The following is a 20,987-nucleotide window of genomic DNA, read 5'->3' on the forward strand; positions in this document are numbered from 1 at the left end:
CGCTCCTTTCGGTTGGATTCCTGCTCTTATTTCAGTCCGATTTGCTCCTTGGTGTAATAGTGACTGCCGACAATATCCTTTTCCACATTCGTCCGATCCACCGAGATTGGATCAAGCAAGTAGGCAGGGATGATCTTTTTACCGTTGTTATAGGATTCGGTGTCATTCACTTTCGCTTGTTTGCCCTGTAAGATACTGTTGGCCATCACGACCGTTTGCTCAGCCAGCTTGCGAGTATCCTTAAATACAGTTTGCGTCTGCTCCCCAGCCACAATCGACTTGATGGAAGCCAGCTCCGCATCCTGCCCTGTAATGATCGGCAGCGGCTTGTTCGCTGATCCATATCCGACCCCTTTTAGGGATGAAATGATACCGATACTAATTCCATCATAAGGGGATAGTACCGCGTCCAGATTAGCCCCCGAATAGTACGCACTCAGCAGGTTATCCATTCTCGACTGGGCCAATGCTCCGTCCCACCGTAGTGTAGCGATCTGCGCCATCGTCATCTGCTTGCTGCGCACGACCAGTTTGCCGGAATCCACGTACGGTTTCAGTACGGACATCGCGCCATTAAAGAAGAAATAAGCGTTATTGTCATCCGGTGAACCACCGAACAGCTCGATATTGAAAGGGCCTTTGCCTTCCTTGAGTCCCAACTTTTTCTCAATATATGCCGCCTGTAGCACGCCCACCTTAAAGTTATCGAAGGTCGCATAATACGTCAGATACGGTGTGTTGCGAATCAGACGGTCGTAAGAAATGACCTGAATGCCTCGGTCGTGCGCCTTCTGAATCACATCCGTCAGCGTGTTTCCGTCGACCGAAGCGATCACCATAACATTGACACCCTTAGTGATCATATTTTCGATTTGGGAGATTTGGTTTTCCACCACGTCCTCGGCGTACTGTAAATCCGTTTTATAGCCTTGCTCCTGAAACAACCGGACCATATTCTCTCCGTCCCCTACCCAACGCTCGGACGATTTGGTCGGCATGGAAATGCCCACATAGCCTTTTTCCTTGCTGCCCGTTCCACTCTCCGCCAGATTGCAAGCCGAAAGCATCAGGGCCAAAACCAGAAGCCATACGACAACAGCTCCTTTTTTCATATGAAGTTCCCCTTTCCTCATGTGATGCGGGTCAATTTGAAGGTAAGTGCTGATTAGAGTTGAAACGAGATAGCGCTTACATAAGTGAGGCAACGAGTACCTCTCCTTTTTTTATGTGCAAACACATGGTATCATTCCAGGCCGGGAAAGGTCTTTGCTGGTTTTGAACTTTTTTTATAAAATTTTAACCTTTGTGATGGGGGAGGAGAGATTGGATTTGAGGGAGATGAAGATTATCAGAAGATCACTCATTTATTTTGAAAAAGAAAAAAAGACTTAGCCTTTCTTACGATTGGCAAAGTCTCAATTTGTTGAATCATTAAATTGGCTATCTAAAGAGTTCACACTTTTATTGACAATTCATCAATGACATGTACGTGTGGGTCAATAAATAGCTATATCCAACAGATAAGAAGACATGTTTATTTCTCCTGTTTCACATTGGCAAAAATCTTTTTTCGATCAAGGAAACAGTTCACCGGATTATGTGCGTGTAGTTATTCTGACACCCATCTATCGAATAGCATTTGAATTTCTATTTTTTCTTTTACGGGTTTTATATCTTTTACTATTTTTTGGAGATCAAGTTGAGTAAGATACTTTCCAAAATCCTGTTCTAGACCCTCTACAATGCATCCAAACAATAATTGGAGCGAACGATTAGTCATTTTTTTATCTGTATGTTCACATTGATCGATGAACATAATTATGTCTTCACGTTCTTTTAAATGACGGCATCCAAGTTCTCTTGAAATGTATTCATAACTATAATCTTTCAAAGGAATCCTTTTTAAACAAATACTTATCGAATCATATATTTGCCCTATCTCTGAGTTATTTAAAAAAAATGAATTCGAATTTGAAAGATAAGATTGCATACTTTTTAACACTTGTATAAGATCACTAACCCCAGATATGTGATCATTATTCAACTCCAAGCTACTTGGATAAAACAAATACTCCTTGTTTAGCGAAGTCTTGTAGTCTTCGAATGAAGGCTTCTTTAAACTCCATTTGTTCCTCTTTACAAATTTATAATTATAATGTGCAATGACATAAGGAATAAATTTATCTGCAAGCCATTCAAAAGCAGTTACCGCATCCCAATATCCATTCCGCTGTATAAGATCCGGATCATTTTCAAAATGTCCAATATCCCATACAATCCATACTTTACTGTTGCCTTGATTAAAAGGGACCAGCTTATCATCACACCGTTCCGCAACGAGACGCAAATGCAGATCTATGTTTTTTTTCAGATGTTGCTTTTGGATTTGAACTTGTATAAACATATTATTCCTATTAAAAATATGCCATCCCGTGTCACCATTCAGATAATCAAATTCGTTACTAAATCGCAATAGATTATTCCATAAAGCATGATCGACTTTCATCAAACGGTACCCTTTTGACCAATATTTTGCTTTCTCAAAAGTTGTTATTCCAAGCATAATCTCAAGTCTTTGTAAGGCATTAATATAATCCAAAACAAAATCATCAATCAGGTTGCATAATTGTTGAACCTCATCAATTGAAATAAAGAAACGATTATTGGGAAATTGAAGACATACCATCTCATTTTGAATTCCAACTATAAACCTTCTCATTCCTAAAGAAATATTCGTATGCAATCCTTGAAATAGTATATTGATAATCTGATTGTGACTAAATGTGATCATGCAATCTCGAATTTTTAAACTTTTGAATGTGATTAAACAAGTGCCATCAATTTGTTTTAGTGTTGGCATCAAAGAATAAATATGGACATTTGGAGTAGCGTTCTTGTATATAAATGCATCTTCCCCATACCTTACTACCTGTTTTCCTCCTTCAAAATACGAATCTTCTTCAGTTATTAAATCAAACACCTGTTTTGCATATTGTTCACGGTTACTATTCTCGTTTGCATGTGCAAGCAATTCCAATAAAGCCTTTTCTTCATCTTTTTTCTTGTTGAATTTATCTATTTCTTTTAGAATATAGGGGATTTTACTTTCTGCTCTCTTTAGATATGGCCAAGCAACAACAGGTGGTAATAAATCATCTCTTTTAACTCTAGTGTTGAATAAACGCTCAGCTGGTACCAAGTTTTCTAAACTATTAACATGAAAAGTTTCTGTGTATCCTAATTCTCCTAGGTATTGGGCCAACGCTTCCGGTTGTTTTTTGTATTTTTCTGGAATGATATGATCCAGTGTATAAAAATTTTTATCTAAAGGTCGATCCAGATAAAAACATTTTTCTCCGTATGCTTTATAAATCGCATATCTTACTGCTGGATCATCTGGATTAGCTTCGTGCATATAATTTACCACCTTATAAACTTAGTTGACCTGTAAACCAGAGATGTTTTTAATTCTATTAGTTTAATAAGATTCTATTGTCAAGCTCTTAATTTCGTCAAAAGTGTCTTCTGACCAAGAGAAGCATTTGTGATGTGCGTGTTGCAGCAAATACGGTGACTTTCCCTTGGCTAATCTATTGGGTACGTTTTGATTTATCATGGAGACATCACCTCGTTTTAGTGTTGGATTTGGGTAGAGATATACTTAGTGTTAATTTACCCAAAAACGGTGGTGATACTCCCATGTAAATCTTCTCGCTATCTCTCCATCATCTCTCTGCTCAACCTTCTAACTGGTCCAATTTGCTTTTCAAACATCAAATCCCAGATATCTAGACATTCCTGTGCAATATACTTCAGCTCAGAAAGCTTGCTTCCAGAAGTTTCATCATACAATCCGATGACTAACTTGGAGATTTCATCTTGAACTCCCCATAAACCTTCATATCTCTCAACTTGATTGTCAATTAGATGCCTACTCATTGACAAAATAATATCTTTGTATTTTATTATTGACTTCGATTGCTTCTCCAAATAGTGAACAAAAGCATGCAATATTCTACGACTTAAGTTAGAGTTCATTATCTCTATTAAAAAATCCTTATCTCTATCTAAATTTATCAAATTATCATAAAACAATCTTGAAATAGACATTTCTAAATCTAAAGTACTTGTTTTAAATCTACGTATAATATTTTTAGCTAACGGATTATATTGATCATTATTAAAATATAACATGACCATGTATAGAACCTTTTCAGCTTGTAATTTACTCATATTATCCACATCTGCCATTTCAACCTCGAAATTTTCTTTAAGAATAAACATTTCTGATAAACAATAAGCTCCTATCTGAATTAATTCCTTATCCTCAGAAGCATAACATTGCTTAATAATTTCTAATACACTTTGACGATATTGAGGGTACAATAAAAAGAGCATATCTTTTGTTCCACGAAATCCTGCTAGGCGATAATCTTGTTTTAATAAGTTTATAATCTTTTTAGATGCCCATTCTCTATCAATATTATATGATGGCCATAACGCAAATAAACTTGCCAATCTGACTGCTGGATTTTGATCCATCACCAATTTCTCAAGCACATCTTTAAACACTCCAAAAAAACTATTATCTTTCCATAACAAATGTGCAATTGAGCGAGCTGCTTTTCCTCTTACACAATTTAATGCATTACTTTGTAACATATCGAAAGTACGCATATCATTGTCTTCATTACTGGTCACATTCGGTTTGCCAATTTCTGGATTCTTATGTTTGATCGCAATATCTTTAAGAATATCTAATATCTCCTGTGACCAGTCCACTTCTTCTCGATTTTCAATAATAGTACAAATGTAACTTGCCCTATATGATGTATGATCATATAAATATTTTAGTATCATTGCTTCTAGCAATTTTAGAGGTACATTCGCCAAGTTACTGCTATGTGCTACTCCACTAAATAATGAATCAATATAAATGTCCATAATAATTTTGTCATGTGAAAGCATCAACTTTATCATTCTTACAGGTTCTTTAGAAACAGCATCACTAAAACTGCTTGAAAATGATTCAATCGAGTTTTCCAAAAAACCTCCTGAAACTTCTTTCCAATTATGATGTCCACGTTTATCATTTAGCTTCTGGTTAGTTAATATACCTAGCCATTTTTTATTACTTAGTGTTTTACCTGCTATGGAAGATGTTACCCATCCACTATGTCCATTCGAATACCTATATAAGGTTGTTTCATTATTAAATTTACGGTTTAAAACGCGAATCAAATCTTTCGCTTTGTTACTCAGTCGATTGTATGGAAGAACCTCTAGTATTTCTTTTTGAAGGTCTCCCCAAAAACTCCAATAAAGTTTATAACCTTTATATTCTTGATTGTATTGAATTCTACGTTGATATATATCTGTCGCTCGTGGTGATACGTAACCAATCACCTTTTTTTCTAACATATCAAATACATCTTGTTTGCAATGTTCGGAGTGTTTTTTCAAAACTTGTTTAGCTAAGAGCAATTCATCACCATTACCACTTGTTTTTTCAAAAATATTATTATCAAAGTTACTATATAAATATTCAATTATAAAATCACTGTATAAATACGGAAATTTATATAGTGCATCTAATATGATTTCATTAAAGATTACTTTACCTGTTCCAATATATTCTTTGTATCGTTCTAGGAACACCTTCGGACTCGCATTAATAATTGCTGCATTAGCTTTCTTAAGAATCTCAATACTTGTCCTTTCTAAATTTCTTCTATGAGCGCTTCTTCCAGACCAATCACCATAATATAAGATCTCATCATTTGAAACTGGAATATATGGTAACAATATATCGATTACCTCTTGTCCATTTTTTATGAACACTTCAGAATCTTCTTGCAAAAATTCCTCTGCATACCTATAGATACTTTGGCCATTTTTTCCAAGCTTGTTCTCCAATAAAAATGCAAACACTCTTATTGTTCTTATTTCACATTTTTCAAGCATTGCCTTAATATCAAGATACGTATCAGCCATTTGTGGATATTTTTTATAAAATTCCATCCGTAATTCAAACATCTCATCACTATCTTGGTTGATATCATGTAAAAAACATCGAGAAAATTTATCATCATCTTCTTGAGATTGAAATGCATGCTTCAAAATAAATTCAACATCTTTTGTTTCATAATTTGGTGCTAAACTTATAAAAAGATTTATTGCAATATTCTTCTTCTGAGGAGCACTAAACCATTTTTCTAAAAAGCCGTAATCTCTAAGTACTCTGATGTATTGTGGTCTTGAGTATACAACATTGTTTATTATATGCTCACCATATAATTCGTTTTCACAATTTTCTACTATGTAACTCTGGATATTTCCATCTAAAATATCCAACTGATTTAATATTTCGAAAAAGACAAATTTCACACTATATCTAATTTGATTAGAAGCCAACATTTTCTGACCTGCATCTAGAAAATCATCGCTATCAAGCTCAATTAAATTTTGAAGGAGCATTTGCACCTGATATCTTCTTCCAGGAGTTTGCTTCTCTTTATTTCCAATAACCTCTAATATATCTCCAATTTCGTAATATTTAATTAACATCTTTTCAACTAAAAAACAATCTAGTATAGATTGATGAGCGAATGAAACCTTATCATCTTGTATTACCAGGAAACCATTGGAAGACAAGAATTCAAGGCATGAATTATTGACGTTTAAAATCTTTATGGGAACACATATCCGTCCGGATTTATCAAAATTGTTTATTAAATCTTCCTTTGACCTATTCATATCTGTTTCACTTAGTCCTAACTCAAAACATTTCCTTGTTAACTGTCTCCACCATTCAGTGACTAAATGATTTGCAGTCGAACATTCATTATACGCGTTCCCCTTGTCTAATTTATCCCAAATATATATATTGCTTGGAATACGAAGTATTTCCTTTAATTTACCTGTTAAGTTTGAATATCCCGATCCTACAACAATTTTTACTGTTTCATCATCTAATTCATTCACTTGAATTTTATTCCATTGAATAATTTCGCTAATTTTTCCAGAAGTTTTAAACAAAGATTTAATATTATTATCATTTTCCAGATCATATGTTCTACATACAAAAACCACTGAAATTTTATCTTTTCTTTCAATATTTAATCTCTCAACTTGATTTATAACTTGAGCGCACACTAATAAAGCATCTTTAGAGTGTGCTTGAGTCCAACGTAGTGCATCTAATTGATCCAAAATAATTACTGCTTTTTCAGTTCTAGATACACTATGAATACAATGAACTATCGATGCGGGCAACCCTAAATCGTTCCCCCATTTTTCTGCATTTCCACTTGGAGTACGTTTATCTAATTTTATTGCTAAATATGGTATAGCATTTTCTCGACAATAACTAATAACATCCTCTGTACAACCGCTTTTTCCTCTTCCAGCTTTTCCGTGTATCAATAATGAATTTCCTAATTTAATTTCATTTCTACATAGCAAGAATTCAGTCCTATCAATCAACTCATCGTTAAACGGAATAAATGAAGAACTGAATTCTCTATTTAATTCTTCTATTCTAGGTACAAGGCGGGAATCATTAGCAAGTTGTTTGAGTTTAATGCCTTTTTCGCTGAATAGTTTATATAATACAAATTGGCTAATCTTACTTCCCCAAATACTACCTTCTACTATCCAAGAAACCAAAGTATCATAAATTTCTTCTTCATTCCCAATGAATAATAAACCAATTTTTAACATAATTATTTCTTTAAGTTCTTTGTCCGGGAATTGACGATAAGTTATCCTTTTTAAATAGGAAATACATCTAATAAGATCATTATCTTGTTCAGGGTTTAGATCCATCACCTTGCAAAAGTTTTTGAAGAAATCTCTAACCTCTTTGCTAGCAGTAAGTATTTGATTATCATAAAAATCTTTAGGAATATCACTAGTTTTCATTGCTCCATCTATTGTGTCCTCTAACAACGTGAACACTAAAGGAGATACCAGAGATACCGTATTTGTAATATCTCTGTCTAAATGAAATTTCCAATTTTTAAAAATGCCTTTAGCATTAGCAGTCCCAAATTCCCAATATTCCTTACTCCCGCTTCTTCCTTTACATTGTTGTCCTTCTCTAATACCATCTTTTCTACCAATCCATATATCAATACCTTGCTCATCATCACCGAGAGCTTCTAGAATAAAATAATCAATTTTTTCATCCATTACCTGAAGTATTTGGTATACTGCCCATCTAAATTCAAATCTATTGCCGAGTTTGTCTGCTCTACCCCCGGATGGATATGGCATATATTAATACCTCCAAATTAAATTTATTTATATTTTAAAATAAATTCTATATAACTATCTAATTAATACAAAAAATTCCCATGAACCTATTCTACCATTTGGGATATACATTTTAAAGAACGTTTGTTTGTATCTAAATCAAATCAATTCTTAATTATAACTTTGTACTCCCAATGATTAAGTCTCTGGAACTATTTCCAGAGGCACTCTTTTCTATTTATTAAATAAACCTAGTAAAACGATTTCACCTGTAACAAACCGCCAACTCCACCCGATTCCCTTCCCGATCATACACAATTCGCTCCACCAACTTCTTCAAAGCACGATTTTTCTCTTCACTTGTCACCGCGGCGCTCCACAACCCTCTAAACTCACATACCCGTTTATTTATCTGCTCCACAGTCGGGTAATTCCCTTCATCTACTACAACCTTCCGCAAATCCTCCAACTCTTCCCCCTGCTTCTGTATCTGCCGTGACCGAACAGCTTTATGCTCTAAAAATACTTGCTTCGTTATCATGTCCTCTTCATACGATTCCTGCAGCTTGTCCAACGCTCGCTCCCTGCTTACAACCACTTACATGTTTAGCAAAAAAGCAAGCTTGTTTACCATCCTTAGTTTTTCTTCTATAAAAGGCTTGAACCCTACACTCTAAGCACACTAAATTTCTTTTTACAATTTCCTTTTCTGTAGTTGAGAGACTCTCAAATTTTAAAATAGATAATTTTTCGTTGTTAATCGAATTTATTACTAGTTCCATTTCATATCACCTTGACCTTTTGAATACTTTCGCCTAACGTTCCTGTATTCACGACCTCGGCGAATGCCGAGGTGTCCGGCTGTTTCTGGACCGAGGGCGTATGCCCGATGCGTGAATATTATGTTAAGTGATTTTGTCGTCATCCTCGAATATATTTTCAAGTATATGTTGTTGTTTCCTAATTCTATATTCTTCTACATCAACATGCTTCATGATTGTATGAACTGATTCTAAAGTAAGTTGGCTAACCGTAAGGACATCGTTTCCTTGTCTCAGTGCTTCTTTAATAAAGCTATTCGAGTAGACAGTAGGTGTAAGTGGCTTTCCTGTTATTTTCTTATTTAATATTTTCACTTTTTCACTCACATAGTTTTCATCAATTTTAAATATTTTCTCGAAAGGATTAATGGTTTGTTGCGAATTAAAATAAACTCTGACAAGGTTTACAACTGTACTTTTTAACGGGATATTTATTGTACTTTCACCAAATTCAAAAAACAATGATACATACTCGTTTCCAAAACTAAATTGGTAATGCGTTAAATTAGCTACATACTTTCTACTTAAACCTGTATATAACAGTAAACCGAGCAAAAGCCTATCTTCTATTTTTTCATTTGAATCTTTAATAAAGCTCTGGATTTGTATTAATTCAACCCGACTAATATAGTCTAGCAATTTAGATTGAAGAACAGGCTTATTTACTCCTTTCATAACATCGCTCTGTAAATTGTCTGATAAATACATGTATCTGAAAAAACCATTGAAAGCTCTAAAATAATTCAACTTTTCCGCATCCGAACTTTCTAATTGATCTATATATGTATTCAAATCGTGGAAGTTAATTGTATTAAGAGGGCGTAGTATGTTATGTTTCTGAGACATATACTCATTAAAGAATTTCTTAATTCTTGTTTGATAAAATAACTTCGATTGTTTATTGGGTATTGTTTCTAAATAATTTTCAAGATTCTCTTGTGCTGTATCGATATGCTTGTACATATGTTTTAACTCCTTTGCGACAATTTCACTTAACGTTCCTGTATTCATGAACCCCAAAGGGGTTGTCTGCTGGAATGCTTCCCTGAAATCCTTCTAGCAGATCAAGGCTCCGAAAGGAGCCGCTGCTTGAATACTATGTTATATGACGGAATCACTTCTTCGATTAACCAACATTCATTCTTGATTCTAATCTTTCATTGTTCTGCTATATGTTCCAATAAATCTCCTGGCTGACAACCTAAAGCCGCACATAATTTATCAATCACTTCTAATGACACATATTCGTTCGTATTGAGTTTCGCCATTGTAGCAGACGAAATACCTGTCATTTTCAATAAATCTTGCTTCTTGATCTCCCTGTCGATCAATAATTTTTGAAAAGGTTTATAACTAATCATCTGATATTCCTTTCACACATCAAGTGAATTTTTCTTTAATTATATGAAAGTATATTTTCTTTATCAAAAACATCTTCAACATGTATTGACTTAATTATTTGACATGGTAAAATTATATTTAATAAGTTGAACTTTTGTTCATAAAATCAAATGCATTGGATGGTGTTTAGTATGCATAATTCTTTAGAAGTCTTACTTGATTCACTCATTCATACTCGAATTGAATCTTTATATGGCGAGCTTACCAAAAACAACTCCAGCTACAACCAGTTCTCATCCGAACGGAATCTCTACTTCAAGCAGTTACATGAGGGAGTACCGGAGAATATACAGAAGACCCTATTCCTTTACGACGATGCTGAGCTTTCTGTTCAAGCTATTTTAGAACGTGAAATTTATTTGCAAGGTTTTAAGGACGCTCTTCACCTGCAAAACGAATTACATATATCTTTAGATTGAGAGCCTTCTGGCTCTTTTTCATTTTTGATTCTGTTGTATAACGTAATATTTACGAAATTCGTCAATCTACAGAATACAATTAAATAAACGAACAAGCCGGACTATAGACTATGCTCTTATTATACTATGAAATGGAAAAATATGACGAACGGTATTCTTTTTACTTCCAAACAAAAAAACTCCTGCCAATTCCAATGGCAGAAGCTCCTATAATTATTGATTCACACGAACATCCCATCAATGACATGTACGTAAGAATCACCGAACGTTAACTATGCATAATATATAAGAAAATAGGTTTATTCCATGTGTACTATTTGGCTAGACTTTAAGCGTACTGGAGCAAATAAGTCAATTTCTCAGCAATTCACCCCGAACTGCATAATAAAAGAAGTTAATGGAAATTCCAGAAGCATATCGTATCTTCGCGATAAGTCCATCTGCTAAATTATCCGTAATGAACCTGACATTAAACTTCATCGACATCTATTAAAAACACTCGCTCCTGGAATCCGCCCCGTGCCTCGGCTTTGTCTGCCCGCAGCTTGTCCAGCTCTTCTGCATTCGCCCCATATTCTTCTGCCAACGCTCGGATGACTTCCAGCATATCCGCCAGCTCTTCCAGCGCATCCTGATCTTTGTCCGCTTCAAAATATTCCTCAGCCTCTTCACGAAGCTTGGTTCTCAGCTCCTGCTTATATTCCTCTGGGTCCAAAATGCGTGTCCGACACTCCTTGCCTTGAGACATAATGATATGCGGAATCCGATCTCGTACCAGCTTGTTGTATGTAGGCATATGAAATACACCCTTTCTGTTATAGAACTTTAAGTCGTAATCCAACATCTTCCTTTTCCTCATTATATCATTAGCTCAAAAAGAACCGGGTATTATTGATAAAAGATCTACCGATTCATTGAACGGACTTTCTTTATAAATAGATGGATACCGCTTAGACGGATCAGCTACGATCCGCTGTGACAGAGACTCTAGAATAGAGTCCGTTTTATAAAGCAACTTGTCTACTTCCCCCAGCTTCATCGGCTCTTTAGATACATCATCTTCTCCCGAAACCAGATAATGTACCGTACCGATAAACAGCACCATATCTAAATTGGGCTCAGCCTCTGTGTGAATTAAAGGGAACAGGTCAGTCACGGATAAACGAATATACAATGGAATGATTTTGTTTCGATGAACATAAATGGCCTTAGCCATAGAAAACATCGCTCGATCACAAAGAATGAGGCAGTTTTGAAACTGATGATGGTCGCGCATCATCTGTGCAAGCTTGATCTGGTATTCGGCAAGCTTTTGAAAATCCATCATGCAATTGAATATGTAGGTGTCGCTGTACTTAGGCAATTTGAAATCGGAATCACTATGTAGGGGACTTAAGGAGTAATGTTTCAAGGGGAATCAACTCCTGAATTAAAATTTCATAAACGAGGATTTTGCAAAAATCCCATAAGCGACTTCCAATGAACAAAATATAGATGGAAATAGTTTAGTTCGTCTATATCTTGCACTTCGGAGCGACTGTATCAAATTTTGCAAAATCCTGAAACAATGTGAGCAACGTAGCACAATTATGTAACCATCAAGATGTATAATTTTCTAGCTACCGGACAAGCTTCATAATAAATATTACTATATAGTAGTTTTTAATTCAATTTACTTACTAACACTTATTAATTAGATGTAACTCTTTCTCTACACTTCTAACTAGAGGATTTTGCAAAATCCAATAAGCGACTTCCAATTAATAATATATAGATTGAGATGATCTCGTTCGTCTATATATTACATTTTGGAGCGATTGGAATCGAATTTTGTGAAATTCTTACTATAGAGAGGTGTAATCATGTCAGAACTTTTAGAATTAGTCGGTACACGTATTCGAGATATCCGAAAGTCTAAAGGGCTTTCCCAAGAAGCTTTAGCCGAAAAAGCAGGATTCAATTCGAGTTATATTGGTTTCATTGAGCGAGCGGAGAGAAATATATCTTTGAAAAATCTGGAGAAAATAGCGAAGGCATTGAACGTGGGCGTCTATCAGTTGCTTACATATGTGAAGGACAATGATGAGCTTACCGAAGAAGATTCGAGTATAAAAACCATTTTGACTCTCCTAAGAACTCGTGAATCCAAAGATACTGAGCTGGCATTAAAGATTCTTACGGACATCTTTATAAGAATCGATGAACGATGAAACAAAAAAGGAACTGCGCTTTGCAGTTCCCCACCAACCCCTTACGACAACGCCAACATCGCTTTCATATCTTCCTCTGCGGTAGTAATTAGTTTCAAGCCAAACATCTCCACCAGTACATCCAGTACGCCAGAAGAAATGAACTCAGGCGGCTTCGGCCCAATGCGAATATCTTGGATGCCAAGGCTGAACAAGCCTAGCAGGATGGCGACCGCTTTTTGCTCAAACCAGGACAGAACAATGCTGACAGGCAGCTCGTTCACCGTACAGCCGAAAGCATCCGCTAATGCCAGAGCGATTTTAACAGTAGAACCCGAATTGTTGCATTGTCCCAAATCAATATAACGCGGAATGCCGGTATCTCCAACGGTGCCATAATCCACGTCATTAAAACGGAATTTACCACAGGACGTGGTCAGAATGACTGTATCGTTCGGCAAGGATGTAGCCAGCTCGCGATAATAGTTGCCGCCTTTGCCCGGTGCGTCGCAGCCTGCAATGACGAAGAAACGACGGATATGTCCGTCTTTAACGGCCTGAATAATCTCAGGAGCCAGCCCAATAACCGTCTCATGATGATATCCCGTCGTAAGCACCTGCTCCGAATCTACATCTGCGGCTGGCAGGGCTAACGCACGCTCGATCAATGGTGAAAAGTCGTCGTCCATGATCTTGGCTACTCCCTCCAGCCCGGCTACTTCATAAGAGAAGAAGCGGTCTGCATACGTGCCTTTAATCGGCATAACACAATTCGTCGTGGCGAGAATCGCACCTGGGAACTCCTCGAACAGTCTACGCTGATCGTACCAGGCTTTACCGATATTCCCTTTGAGATGTGCATATTTCTTCAATGCCGGATAACCGTGGGCAGGCAGCATTTCTGAGTGGGTATAGATGTTGATGCCTTTACCCTCTGTCTGCCGCAGCAATTCCTCCAGCGCATATAAATTATGTCCGGTCACGACGATGCATTGGCCTTCGATTTTATTTTGGCTGACGGTAATCGGCTGCGGAATGCCAAAACGATCCGTATGCGCACGATCCAGCACATCCATGATCCGTACAGCCGCATTTCCGACCTTCATCGCCATTTCCAAATGCTCTTGTACATTAAAGTTAGAATTGGTTAAGGTCATATATAACGCTTCATGCGTGATCCGATCTACCTCAGGATCGGTATAGCCCAATTGGCGAGCATGTGTCGCATAGGCAGCAATCCCTTTTAATGCAAAAATCATCGTATCCTGCAAGCTTGCTATCGTCTCATCCTTCCCGCACACCCCAACTACTTTACACCCGCCACTCGGCGTCTGTTCACACTGATAACAAAACATATCGTTTTCCTCCAAATATTGATAGATATTTGTTCGTTATCCCCAGCGTAACAAACCCCTGAATGCGTAGGTGTGATTACACACACATTTTTTCTTACAGTTTATTATGAGACAGTGTGGGACTCATCCCCCGTGCCAATTCCTACTCCACCGTGTTTTCTTGAATTCCACCGCCTTTACGGTACTGCACAGGGGACACGCCCATAGTCTTTTTAAAAGCGGTGCTAAAATAGTGCTGACTGTCGTAACCCGTACGTTCTGCTATATCATAGATAGACAACGTGGTGGAATCCAGCAGTTGCACCGCTTTACGGATACGGGCACGCGTGACGAGGGTCACGAAGCTGTCGTTGAGCTCTTTTTTGAGCACACGGCTGAGATATACGGCGGATACTTGTAGACGCGAAGCAAGGGCTTCCAACGTCAGCTCCCGATCGGCGTAACCTTCCTGAATAAGCTGCCGGGCCCGGCGTACAATGGGAGACAGCTGCGATTCGCCATACACTCGATCCCGACTCACCCGGTACGCGTCAATTGCGCCTTCCAGTCCACCCGCGTTGGACTCCACATGCGTATGAACCGCTATATTCAGGTAGCGTCCAATCGCCTGCTCCATGGAAGCGCCTATCGTCTCGGGTGCCTCCTGCCATAGGCATATGCCGATCAGTCCGTTCGCATCGCGGAACAACACATGCGGGCAGTCCTCCAGCAGTTCGCCAATAATATTTTCAGCGGCAAAAAGAAATAGCTGGCGGTCATTCTCGCGCATAATCGTCTGCCGGGCCTCTGCCGCAGGCCACCGTACGACACCGATCTGAGCAGGCGGCCGCGATGGAAGCCGTAAAAACGCCAACTGCTCCATGACGTCTTTTCCCGTGTGTTGCCCTTCCAGCCATTCCAGGCAAAACCGCTGGCGTAGCAGCGGAATATTCCGTTCAATCTGTCCGGCGGCTTGTTCTACATAGGCAGCACGCTTGTACTCTTCGTCCATTCGCTGACGAAGCCGCAACAACGCAGCATGAAGCTGATCCGCATCTACCGGCTTCAAAATATAATCCTCTACGCCAAGTCGGACAGCCTCCTGCGCATAAGCAAACTCATCATGCCCAGAAATGATCAGACAGCGGCACTCCGGACGTTCTTCCCGCAGCCGCCGAATCAGTTCAATGCCGTCCATGAACGGCATATTCATATCGACCAGCACGATGTCGATATGAAGCTGACCCACCAGCTCCAGCGCTTCTTCTCCGTCCTCCGCCTCTGCTGCCACCTCCATGCCCAGAGCCGCCCAGTCTATGCAATCTCGTATCCCCTCTCGGATGATCGGCTCATCATCTGCGATCAATACTTGGTAACGTTTTGCTGTGCCTATGGTCACTTCTGTTATGGCCTGGTCAATCAGACTCGCCGTTGTCGAGTTGTCTGTGGCCTTTGATTTCGTCATCCTGACCCTCTCCTTTTTCATAAGGCTTCTTCAGTTGTGCCATATCCAGCAGCAACGGATGAGTGATCGTCACGCAGGTACCTGTCCCTTCTGTGCTCTCCAGTACAATTCCATATTCCTCACCAAAAGACAGCCGGATACGCGCTTGTACATTCAGCATGCCATAGCTTCTGCCATGGGTACTAACTCCCTTTTGCTTCTGCTTTCCTTCCATCGCCTCCAGGGGTATTTCCAGCCATTCACGCAGTTCACGCAGCCGGTCCGCCGTCATCCCTGCGCCATCGTCACGTACCGTCAGCAGCAGCTTGTCGCCCTCGGCTTTAGCTTCTATCCAAATCGTGCCTGGGCCTCGTCTGGCCTTGATGCCGTGATAAATCGCATTTTCCACTACAGGCTGAAGCATTAACTTCAACACGAACAGATCCTTTAGCTCGTCGGGTACATTCAATTCCCAGCGAAGTCGGTCACGATAGCGGGTTTGCTGGATTTGCATATAGCTCGATATGTGCTCAATCTCGGAGCGCAGCGGAATAAAGTCATCCCCCTTGCTCAGCCCTAGACGGAACAATCTCGATAGCGCCCCCACCATGTCGGACACGTCGTCTGCTCCATTTTTTCGAGCCATCCAGTGAATGGTATCTAGCGTATTGTATAAAAAATGCGGCTTAATATGCTCCTGAAGGCTGCGCAGCTCGGCATCCCGCTTTTGCCGTTCCCTCAGTTCGCTAAGTGACATGAGACGGCGAATTTGCTCCAGCATCCGGTTAAAACTCCGCCCCAGCATCCCAACTTCATCCCCACGGTCACTCCATTGGCGAACTGTAAGATCTCCTGTCTCTGCTGCCCGCATATAGGACATCAGCCGGAAAATCGGCTGCGCAATGGAACTCGACAATCGCAAGGATGCCGTTAAGCCAAATAGACATACAATAAAAACAAAACAGACGACATAGAACTTAATTTGCCGAACTTCCAGTGTAGATTCGCGTGCCGGGAATACCCCCACTGTTCTCCAGCCCGTGAATTCGGAAGCCCTGAACATGAACAGCAATTCTCTGCCCCCAGCTTCACGGGTAAACATCCCGCTGTCACCTGCCCCGAACCATTGCGACGGAATGCGCTCAATCAAAGGCATATCCGGCCTGTACACGCTGCGCCCCTCAGCATCTGTCACCATTAAATACCCGCTTTTGCCCAAGGTTACATCTCTGGCAGCCTGCGACACAGCCCGCAGCTTGAGGTCAATCATAATCACGCCTAACACATGTCCGGTTTCCGAATCCGTAACCGAACGGACGACGGAGACAATTTCACTGTCCTTGTACCGGACATGAGTCGTTACATTACGGTGGCTCGGCTGTCCTAGCACAGTGAATATGCCTGCATGCTGCGCCGCCTGTCGGTACCAGCCTTCTTCCGTCAGGCTACGCGTGCTTCGAGCATACATTTCATTGCTGATATAGTCGCCTTTTTCGTTTACGATCAGAATCCCTGCAATCTCAGGATATAACGTAGTATATCCCTGCAAAAATTGCTTCATTTCATATAGCGTATCCTGCTCCTGTACAGAACTTAATGCCTGCTTGGAAGTGTGAGCCTGATTTTGCACCGAGTTCTGTGTCCGCTCCCCCTGGTTTTCCGGCGTTACTATACTCGCATGACCCGCGTGGCCGTCAGCCAGCGTCTTCCCTTTCCAGAACTCCCCGATATCGGGGTTAAAAGCAATCAGATACGTCATGTTTTGCAAATTTTCCATTTTGGTGTCCAGTGCTTCGTTCACCTTGCCAATCAATTGCATCGTATGGTCTTCCACCTGCCGCTCAATAATCCGTTCCACCGTCCAATTGACCAGCAGACCTAATCCCAGCGAAGGCACAATGCCAAACAACAGGAACAGCAGCATGAGCTGAAAGCGTAAAGGCATATTGCGCAAGCGTAAGCGAGGCATCGTTTGGTGCACCCTTAAGTGGATACGCTTCCAAAATTTATTTCGCATAATAATCATCTACATTCGCCCGGGTGACCACGGAAATCCCAGTATCTACCCGCACGGGCAGCGGAGTGTTGTCTCCAGAGGAAGAAGGTGCAGGAATCGTTAAATGATGATGCAGATGGAACAAATATTGAAGCGACCAATAGCCCATATTCCATGTTCCCTGGGCAATCGTTGCCGAGATCGTCCCACCACGAATCATATCCAGTGTCGCTTTATTCGTATCAAAAGAAATGATTTTCAGCGGATGGCTGTTTTTTTGACTCAGTACCGCTTCACCCACACCTGTTCCTCCCGTTGCATCGGTCACAAAAATGCCCGCCAGTTTCGGATAAGCTTTCATCAGCCTTTGCGACTCATCCCGGGAGACCATCGCGTCTGCACGGCCATCTGCGACTTCCACCACCTTCATCGCAGGATACTGCCGCTGAATGGTATCGCGAAAGCCACGCGAGCGTTCTTCATGATTTTGCTGTCCAGGCAGCGTCAGAACAGCGACCTGACCTTCTCGTCCCAACAGCTCTGCCATCTTATCCGCAGCGGTCACGCCCGCCTTATAATTATCCGTGCCCAAAAAGGAATACGCACGACTCCCCGGCGCTCCGGCATCAAACAGTACTACAGGAATGCCCGCATCCAGCGCCTTATTAATCACCGGAATCAGGGAGTGAGGATCAATCGCTGATATGGCAATCCCTGCGGGCTTACGAGCAATCGCCTGCTCAATAACGGTCGTCTGCTCCTGCGCATCATAACGGGTTGCTCCCCGATACTCCACAGTCACCCCCAGCGCATCCCCGGCATCCTCGAAGCCCTTGAGCCCGCTTTTCCAATACTCCAAACCAGACTGGAAGGTAATCATCATATAGGTTTCTCCGATGCTGCCTCGTAGCCCCTTATCCTCCCAAGTGCCATTCAACGGGCCCGTTTGTTCATACCTGAACACATAGAGAGCAAAGGCCGCAATCAACAGCATATATACCAGCAGCGTTTTTTTCATCCTTCCTCTCCTCTTCCTGTGTGTATCCTTAAGTTATAAATTCACTTTAATTTATTCTGGTTTTACTTAGATTGTAAACGCAATCATATCAAATTGGAACTACTTCACTCTTCTTACTTTCAGGTGGCGTTAATCCTGCACTAATGTTTCTACGTTACAATACCTACAATTGTGCTAGGGAAAACATGTGCGTATCTTGAGGAAAAGGAGTGATATGGATGAGCAAGCCGCGTATCGCGGAGTGGACAGAACTACGGGGCCTTGCCTACCTCGCTGTCGTGCTTCAGCATTGCATTGGCGAATATATTTATCGCAGCGACATCCAACAGCCAGATTCTGTTATGCTCGCGATGCTGTATCATTTGACACGTTTTGGCACACCGACGTTCGTTTTCCTGTCTGCGGCGCTACTTTTTTATAACGGCAACAAACCGATTGGCTATCCTCGCTATATTGGCAGGCGGTTTCGAGATATTTATGTTCCTTTCCTTTGCTGGACTGTTATTTATTGGGTATGCACTCAAAACTGGTCAACGGCGCAGTGGGGAAATATTTATTTTTACAAAGGTATGTTCGAGGAAATGATCATCCCCGTCAGCGGATATCATCTATGGTTTGTAGTGATGATCTTTCAGTTTTATATTTTGTTTCCTCTATTTTCAAAAGCAGCCGGGCAGGTTCAAGCGTTTCTACGTCGTTACAGCACGAAAAGACGCAAACAGCTTGTTTTGGCTATTATGCTGATTGCCGCTGCGGTTTATGCTTTGCTGTTACAATGGTCTTACTATGACATGTCTGCATGGAGCACTGGGTTACCATCATTTTGGCAGACTCTGCTGGATTATCGCACCTATAACTTTGTCATGTACTTTTTCTATTTTATGCTGGGCGCAGTATGTGCTTACATGACAGACACCTGGCGTGGACTGGCCAAACAGACGTTGCCGTGGAATGTATTTGTCTTTATTGGTTTGTTCATGCTCATGGGTCACACGATGCTGATCCAGTCGGGCGATACGATCAATCTTAATATTTCGACCTATTTGAAGCCAAGTACCTTTGTTCTCATTGTGTCGCAGTTGCTTTTATTGTACGGACTGCTGCTCCATTTGCAAAAAGATACGCGATCCGAGCCGTTTCGCCGTATGCTGAACTGGATCGGACGTTATTCTTTTGGAGGATATCTGGCCCATGCACTCGTACTAGCCTTCATATCCTACTACACCCGCCCGCTTGCACTGGGCGATCATCATTTTACAGCTACGCTCATTACGTTTATCGTCGTAGCAAGTGTTTCTCTAGGCATAAGCTGGCTGTTTGCCCATCTGCCTGGAGGCAACTGGATTGTTGGTTCCAAAGGCAGACAGCGGTTGAAGTGGCACTCGTTTCGCTTCCAGTTCCTTTCCTCCAAACGTGCTTCCAAAAGCACGCAGGAGCTTGGCTAATCTGTGTCTGTGTTTCAGTATGGGGTTATAATTCCAATGGACTTTGGCAGGGCTCACTTATTGAGCTCTGCTTTTTTTTGTTGCCTTAGTATGCCGTCCCCTCAAAAAAGTGATTAACATTTTATGACATGAATATGTATTTTATTTTAAAATAAGTCATTATATAGAATAATCATAAACATTACGCGGGAGAAGTCATAGTTTTGCATAAAAAGAAGGGGGAATGAACCGAACATAACATCGTCGTTGTTAATGATCTAGCTCTAAACATAGTGAGGCAGCTTCTTGGTCTGAAACATACGGTTGTACTGATTAATCAGTTCATCCAAAAGCATAGACTGCTCAAGTACACAAGCATGTCCGAAGCCATACTCTTCGTAAAGATCATGCAAATGTTGTCTGGCGTGTTCCATCTGTTGAATTAACGTTACTGTTTCATACCTGTTCATCCTGCATACCTCCTAATGAATCTCATTTTAAGGAGGGATGTACAAATACGTCATAATCTTTTTTGAACCAAAAAATTACAAAATAATACAAAAAGAGACCAGCAATAAGCTGGTCCATAGTAATGAATTAGTGCTTGGTCAAGATCCACCAACGTGTCCTTGTGTTTGGATCGTGCCGGAGCTTGGATTTCCGGCTTGCACTGGTACTGTGAATA

At 40.3% G+C, this 20,987-nt stretch carries 17 protein-coding genes; 3 read left to right on the forward strand and 14 right to left on the reverse strand.

The annotated features are described in order from the left end of the window. Positions 1 to 26: 26 nt before the first annotated feature. The 7 genes from chvE to MKX59_RS22260 all read right to left on the reverse strand — a co-directional run bounded on the left by chvE (position 27) and on the right by MKX59_RS22260 (position 10,438). Positions 27 to 1,112 (reverse strand): multiple monosaccharide ABC transporter substrate-binding protein, encoded by a 1,086-nt coding sequence (gene chvE, locus MKX59_RS22230; RefSeq protein ID WP_023987349.1) that lies wholly within the window; start codon positions 1,110 to 1,112, stop codon positions 27 to 29. 497 nt (positions 1,113 to 1,609) lie between these two features. After that, positions 1,610 to 3,415, reverse strand: a complete 1,806-nt coding sequence (locus tag MKX59_RS22235; protein WP_340858950.1) for a hypothetical protein — start codon at positions 3,413 to 3,415, stop codon at positions 1,610 to 1,612. Between the two features lie 299 nt (positions 3,416 to 3,714). After that, on the reverse strand, positions 3,715 to 8,277 hold the full coding sequence (locus MKX59_RS22240; RefSeq protein WP_340858951.1) for a hypothetical protein: 4,563 nt from the start codon (positions 8,275 to 8,277) through the stop codon (positions 3,715 to 3,717). A gap of 244 nt (positions 8,278 to 8,521) precedes the next feature. Further along, positions 8,522 to 8,830 carry a hypothetical protein gene (locus MKX59_RS22245; protein ID WP_272640051.1) on the reverse strand — a complete coding sequence of 103 codons (309 nt, stop codon included), beginning with the start codon at positions 8,828 to 8,830 and terminating at the stop codon, positions 8,522 to 8,524. Continuing rightward, positions 8,805 to 9,038, reverse strand: a complete 234-nt coding sequence (locus MKX59_RS22250) for a hypothetical protein (protein WP_272640050.1) — start codon at positions 9,036 to 9,038, stop codon at positions 8,805 to 8,807. Before MKX59_RS22250 ends, MKX59_RS22245 begins: the two co-directional genes overlap by 26 nt. 123 nt (positions 9,039 to 9,161) lie before the next feature. Further along, positions 9,162 to 10,040, reverse strand: a complete 879-nt coding sequence (locus MKX59_RS22255; protein ID WP_340858952.1) for a hypothetical protein — start codon at positions 10,038 to 10,040, stop codon at positions 9,162 to 9,164. A gap of 194 nt (positions 10,041 to 10,234) precedes the next feature. After that, entirely contained in the window at positions 10,235 to 10,438 is a 204-nt protein-coding gene (locus MKX59_RS22260) for a helix-turn-helix domain-containing protein (RefSeq protein ID WP_010345194.1), read from the reverse strand. Between the two features lie 171 nt (positions 10,439 to 10,609). Here MKX59_RS22260 and MKX59_RS22265 point away from each other — a divergent pair, with 171 nt between their 5' ends. After that, positions 10,610 to 10,897, forward strand: coding sequence for a hypothetical protein (locus MKX59_RS22265; RefSeq protein WP_340858953.1), 288 nt, complete (start codon positions 10,610 to 10,612; stop codon positions 10,895 to 10,897). A gap of 469 nt (positions 10,898 to 11,366) precedes the next feature. Here the strand turns inward: MKX59_RS22265 and MKX59_RS22270 are convergent, their stop codons facing one another. Continuing rightward, complete coding sequence (locus tag MKX59_RS22270; RefSeq protein ID WP_340858954.1) at positions 11,367 to 11,693, reverse strand: nucleoside triphosphate pyrophosphohydrolase; 327 nt, start codon at positions 11,691 to 11,693, stop codon at positions 11,367 to 11,369. A 75-nt stretch (positions 11,694 to 11,768) separates the two neighbouring features. Beyond that, positions 11,769 to 12,308 carry a hypothetical protein gene (locus MKX59_RS22275; RefSeq protein ID WP_340858955.1) on the reverse strand — a complete coding sequence of 180 codons (540 nt, stop codon included), beginning with the start codon at positions 12,306 to 12,308 and terminating at the stop codon, positions 11,769 to 11,771. Between the two features lie 451 nt (positions 12,309 to 12,759). On the opposite strand from MKX59_RS22275, the gene MKX59_RS22280 reads away from it, so the two are divergent. After that, a complete protein-coding gene (locus tag MKX59_RS22280) occupies positions 12,760 to 13,107 on the forward strand; it encodes a helix-turn-helix domain-containing protein (protein WP_023987345.1) in 348 nt (115 codons plus the stop codon). A gap of 41 nt (positions 13,108 to 13,148) precedes the next feature. Here the strand turns inward: MKX59_RS22280 and hcp are convergent, their stop codons facing one another. The 4 genes from hcp to MKX59_RS22300 form a co-directional block, all read right to left on the reverse strand. Continuing rightward, complete coding sequence (gene hcp / locus MKX59_RS22285) at positions 13,149 to 14,441, reverse strand: hydroxylamine reductase (protein WP_028543172.1); 1,293 nt, start codon at positions 14,439 to 14,441, stop codon at positions 13,149 to 13,151. A 142-nt stretch (positions 14,442 to 14,583) separates the two neighbouring features. After that, positions 14,584 to 15,885 (reverse strand): response regulator, encoded by a 1,302-nt coding sequence (locus MKX59_RS22290; RefSeq protein ID WP_340858956.1) that lies wholly within the window; start codon positions 15,883 to 15,885, stop codon positions 14,584 to 14,586. Further along, entirely contained in the window at positions 15,836 to 17,833 is a 1,998-nt protein-coding gene (locus MKX59_RS22295; protein WP_340858957.1) for a cache domain-containing sensor histidine kinase, read from the reverse strand. The genes MKX59_RS22290 and MKX59_RS22295 overlap by 50 nt, the downstream gene beginning before the upstream one ends. A 37-nt stretch (positions 17,834 to 17,870) precedes the next feature. Continuing rightward, positions 17,871 to 18,878: a substrate-binding domain-containing protein gene (locus MKX59_RS22300; protein ID WP_023987342.1), complete on the reverse strand. Its 1,008-nt coding sequence runs from the start codon at positions 18,876 to 18,878 to the stop codon at positions 17,871 to 17,873. Positions 18,879 to 19,096: 218 nt separating this feature from the next. Here MKX59_RS22300 and MKX59_RS22305 point away from each other — a divergent pair, with 218 nt between their 5' ends. Then, positions 19,097 to 20,323 carry an acyltransferase gene (locus MKX59_RS22305; protein ID WP_069079718.1) on the forward strand — a complete coding sequence of 409 codons (1,227 nt, stop codon included), beginning with the start codon at positions 19,097 to 19,099 and terminating at the stop codon, positions 20,321 to 20,323. 263 nt (positions 20,324 to 20,586) lie between these two features. Here the strand turns inward: MKX59_RS22305 and MKX59_RS22310 are convergent, their stop codons facing one another. Beyond that, complete coding sequence (locus tag MKX59_RS22310; protein WP_025723187.1) at positions 20,587 to 20,772, reverse strand: aspartyl-phosphate phosphatase Spo0E family protein; 186 nt, start codon at positions 20,770 to 20,772, stop codon at positions 20,587 to 20,589. Positions 20,773 to 20,987 lie beyond the last annotated feature (215 nt).

Source organism: Paenibacillus sp. FSL R7-0340 (genome assembly GCF_038002205.1).
GTDB lineage: Bacteria > Bacillota > Bacilli > Paenibacillales > Paenibacillaceae > Paenibacillus > Paenibacillus polymyxa_B.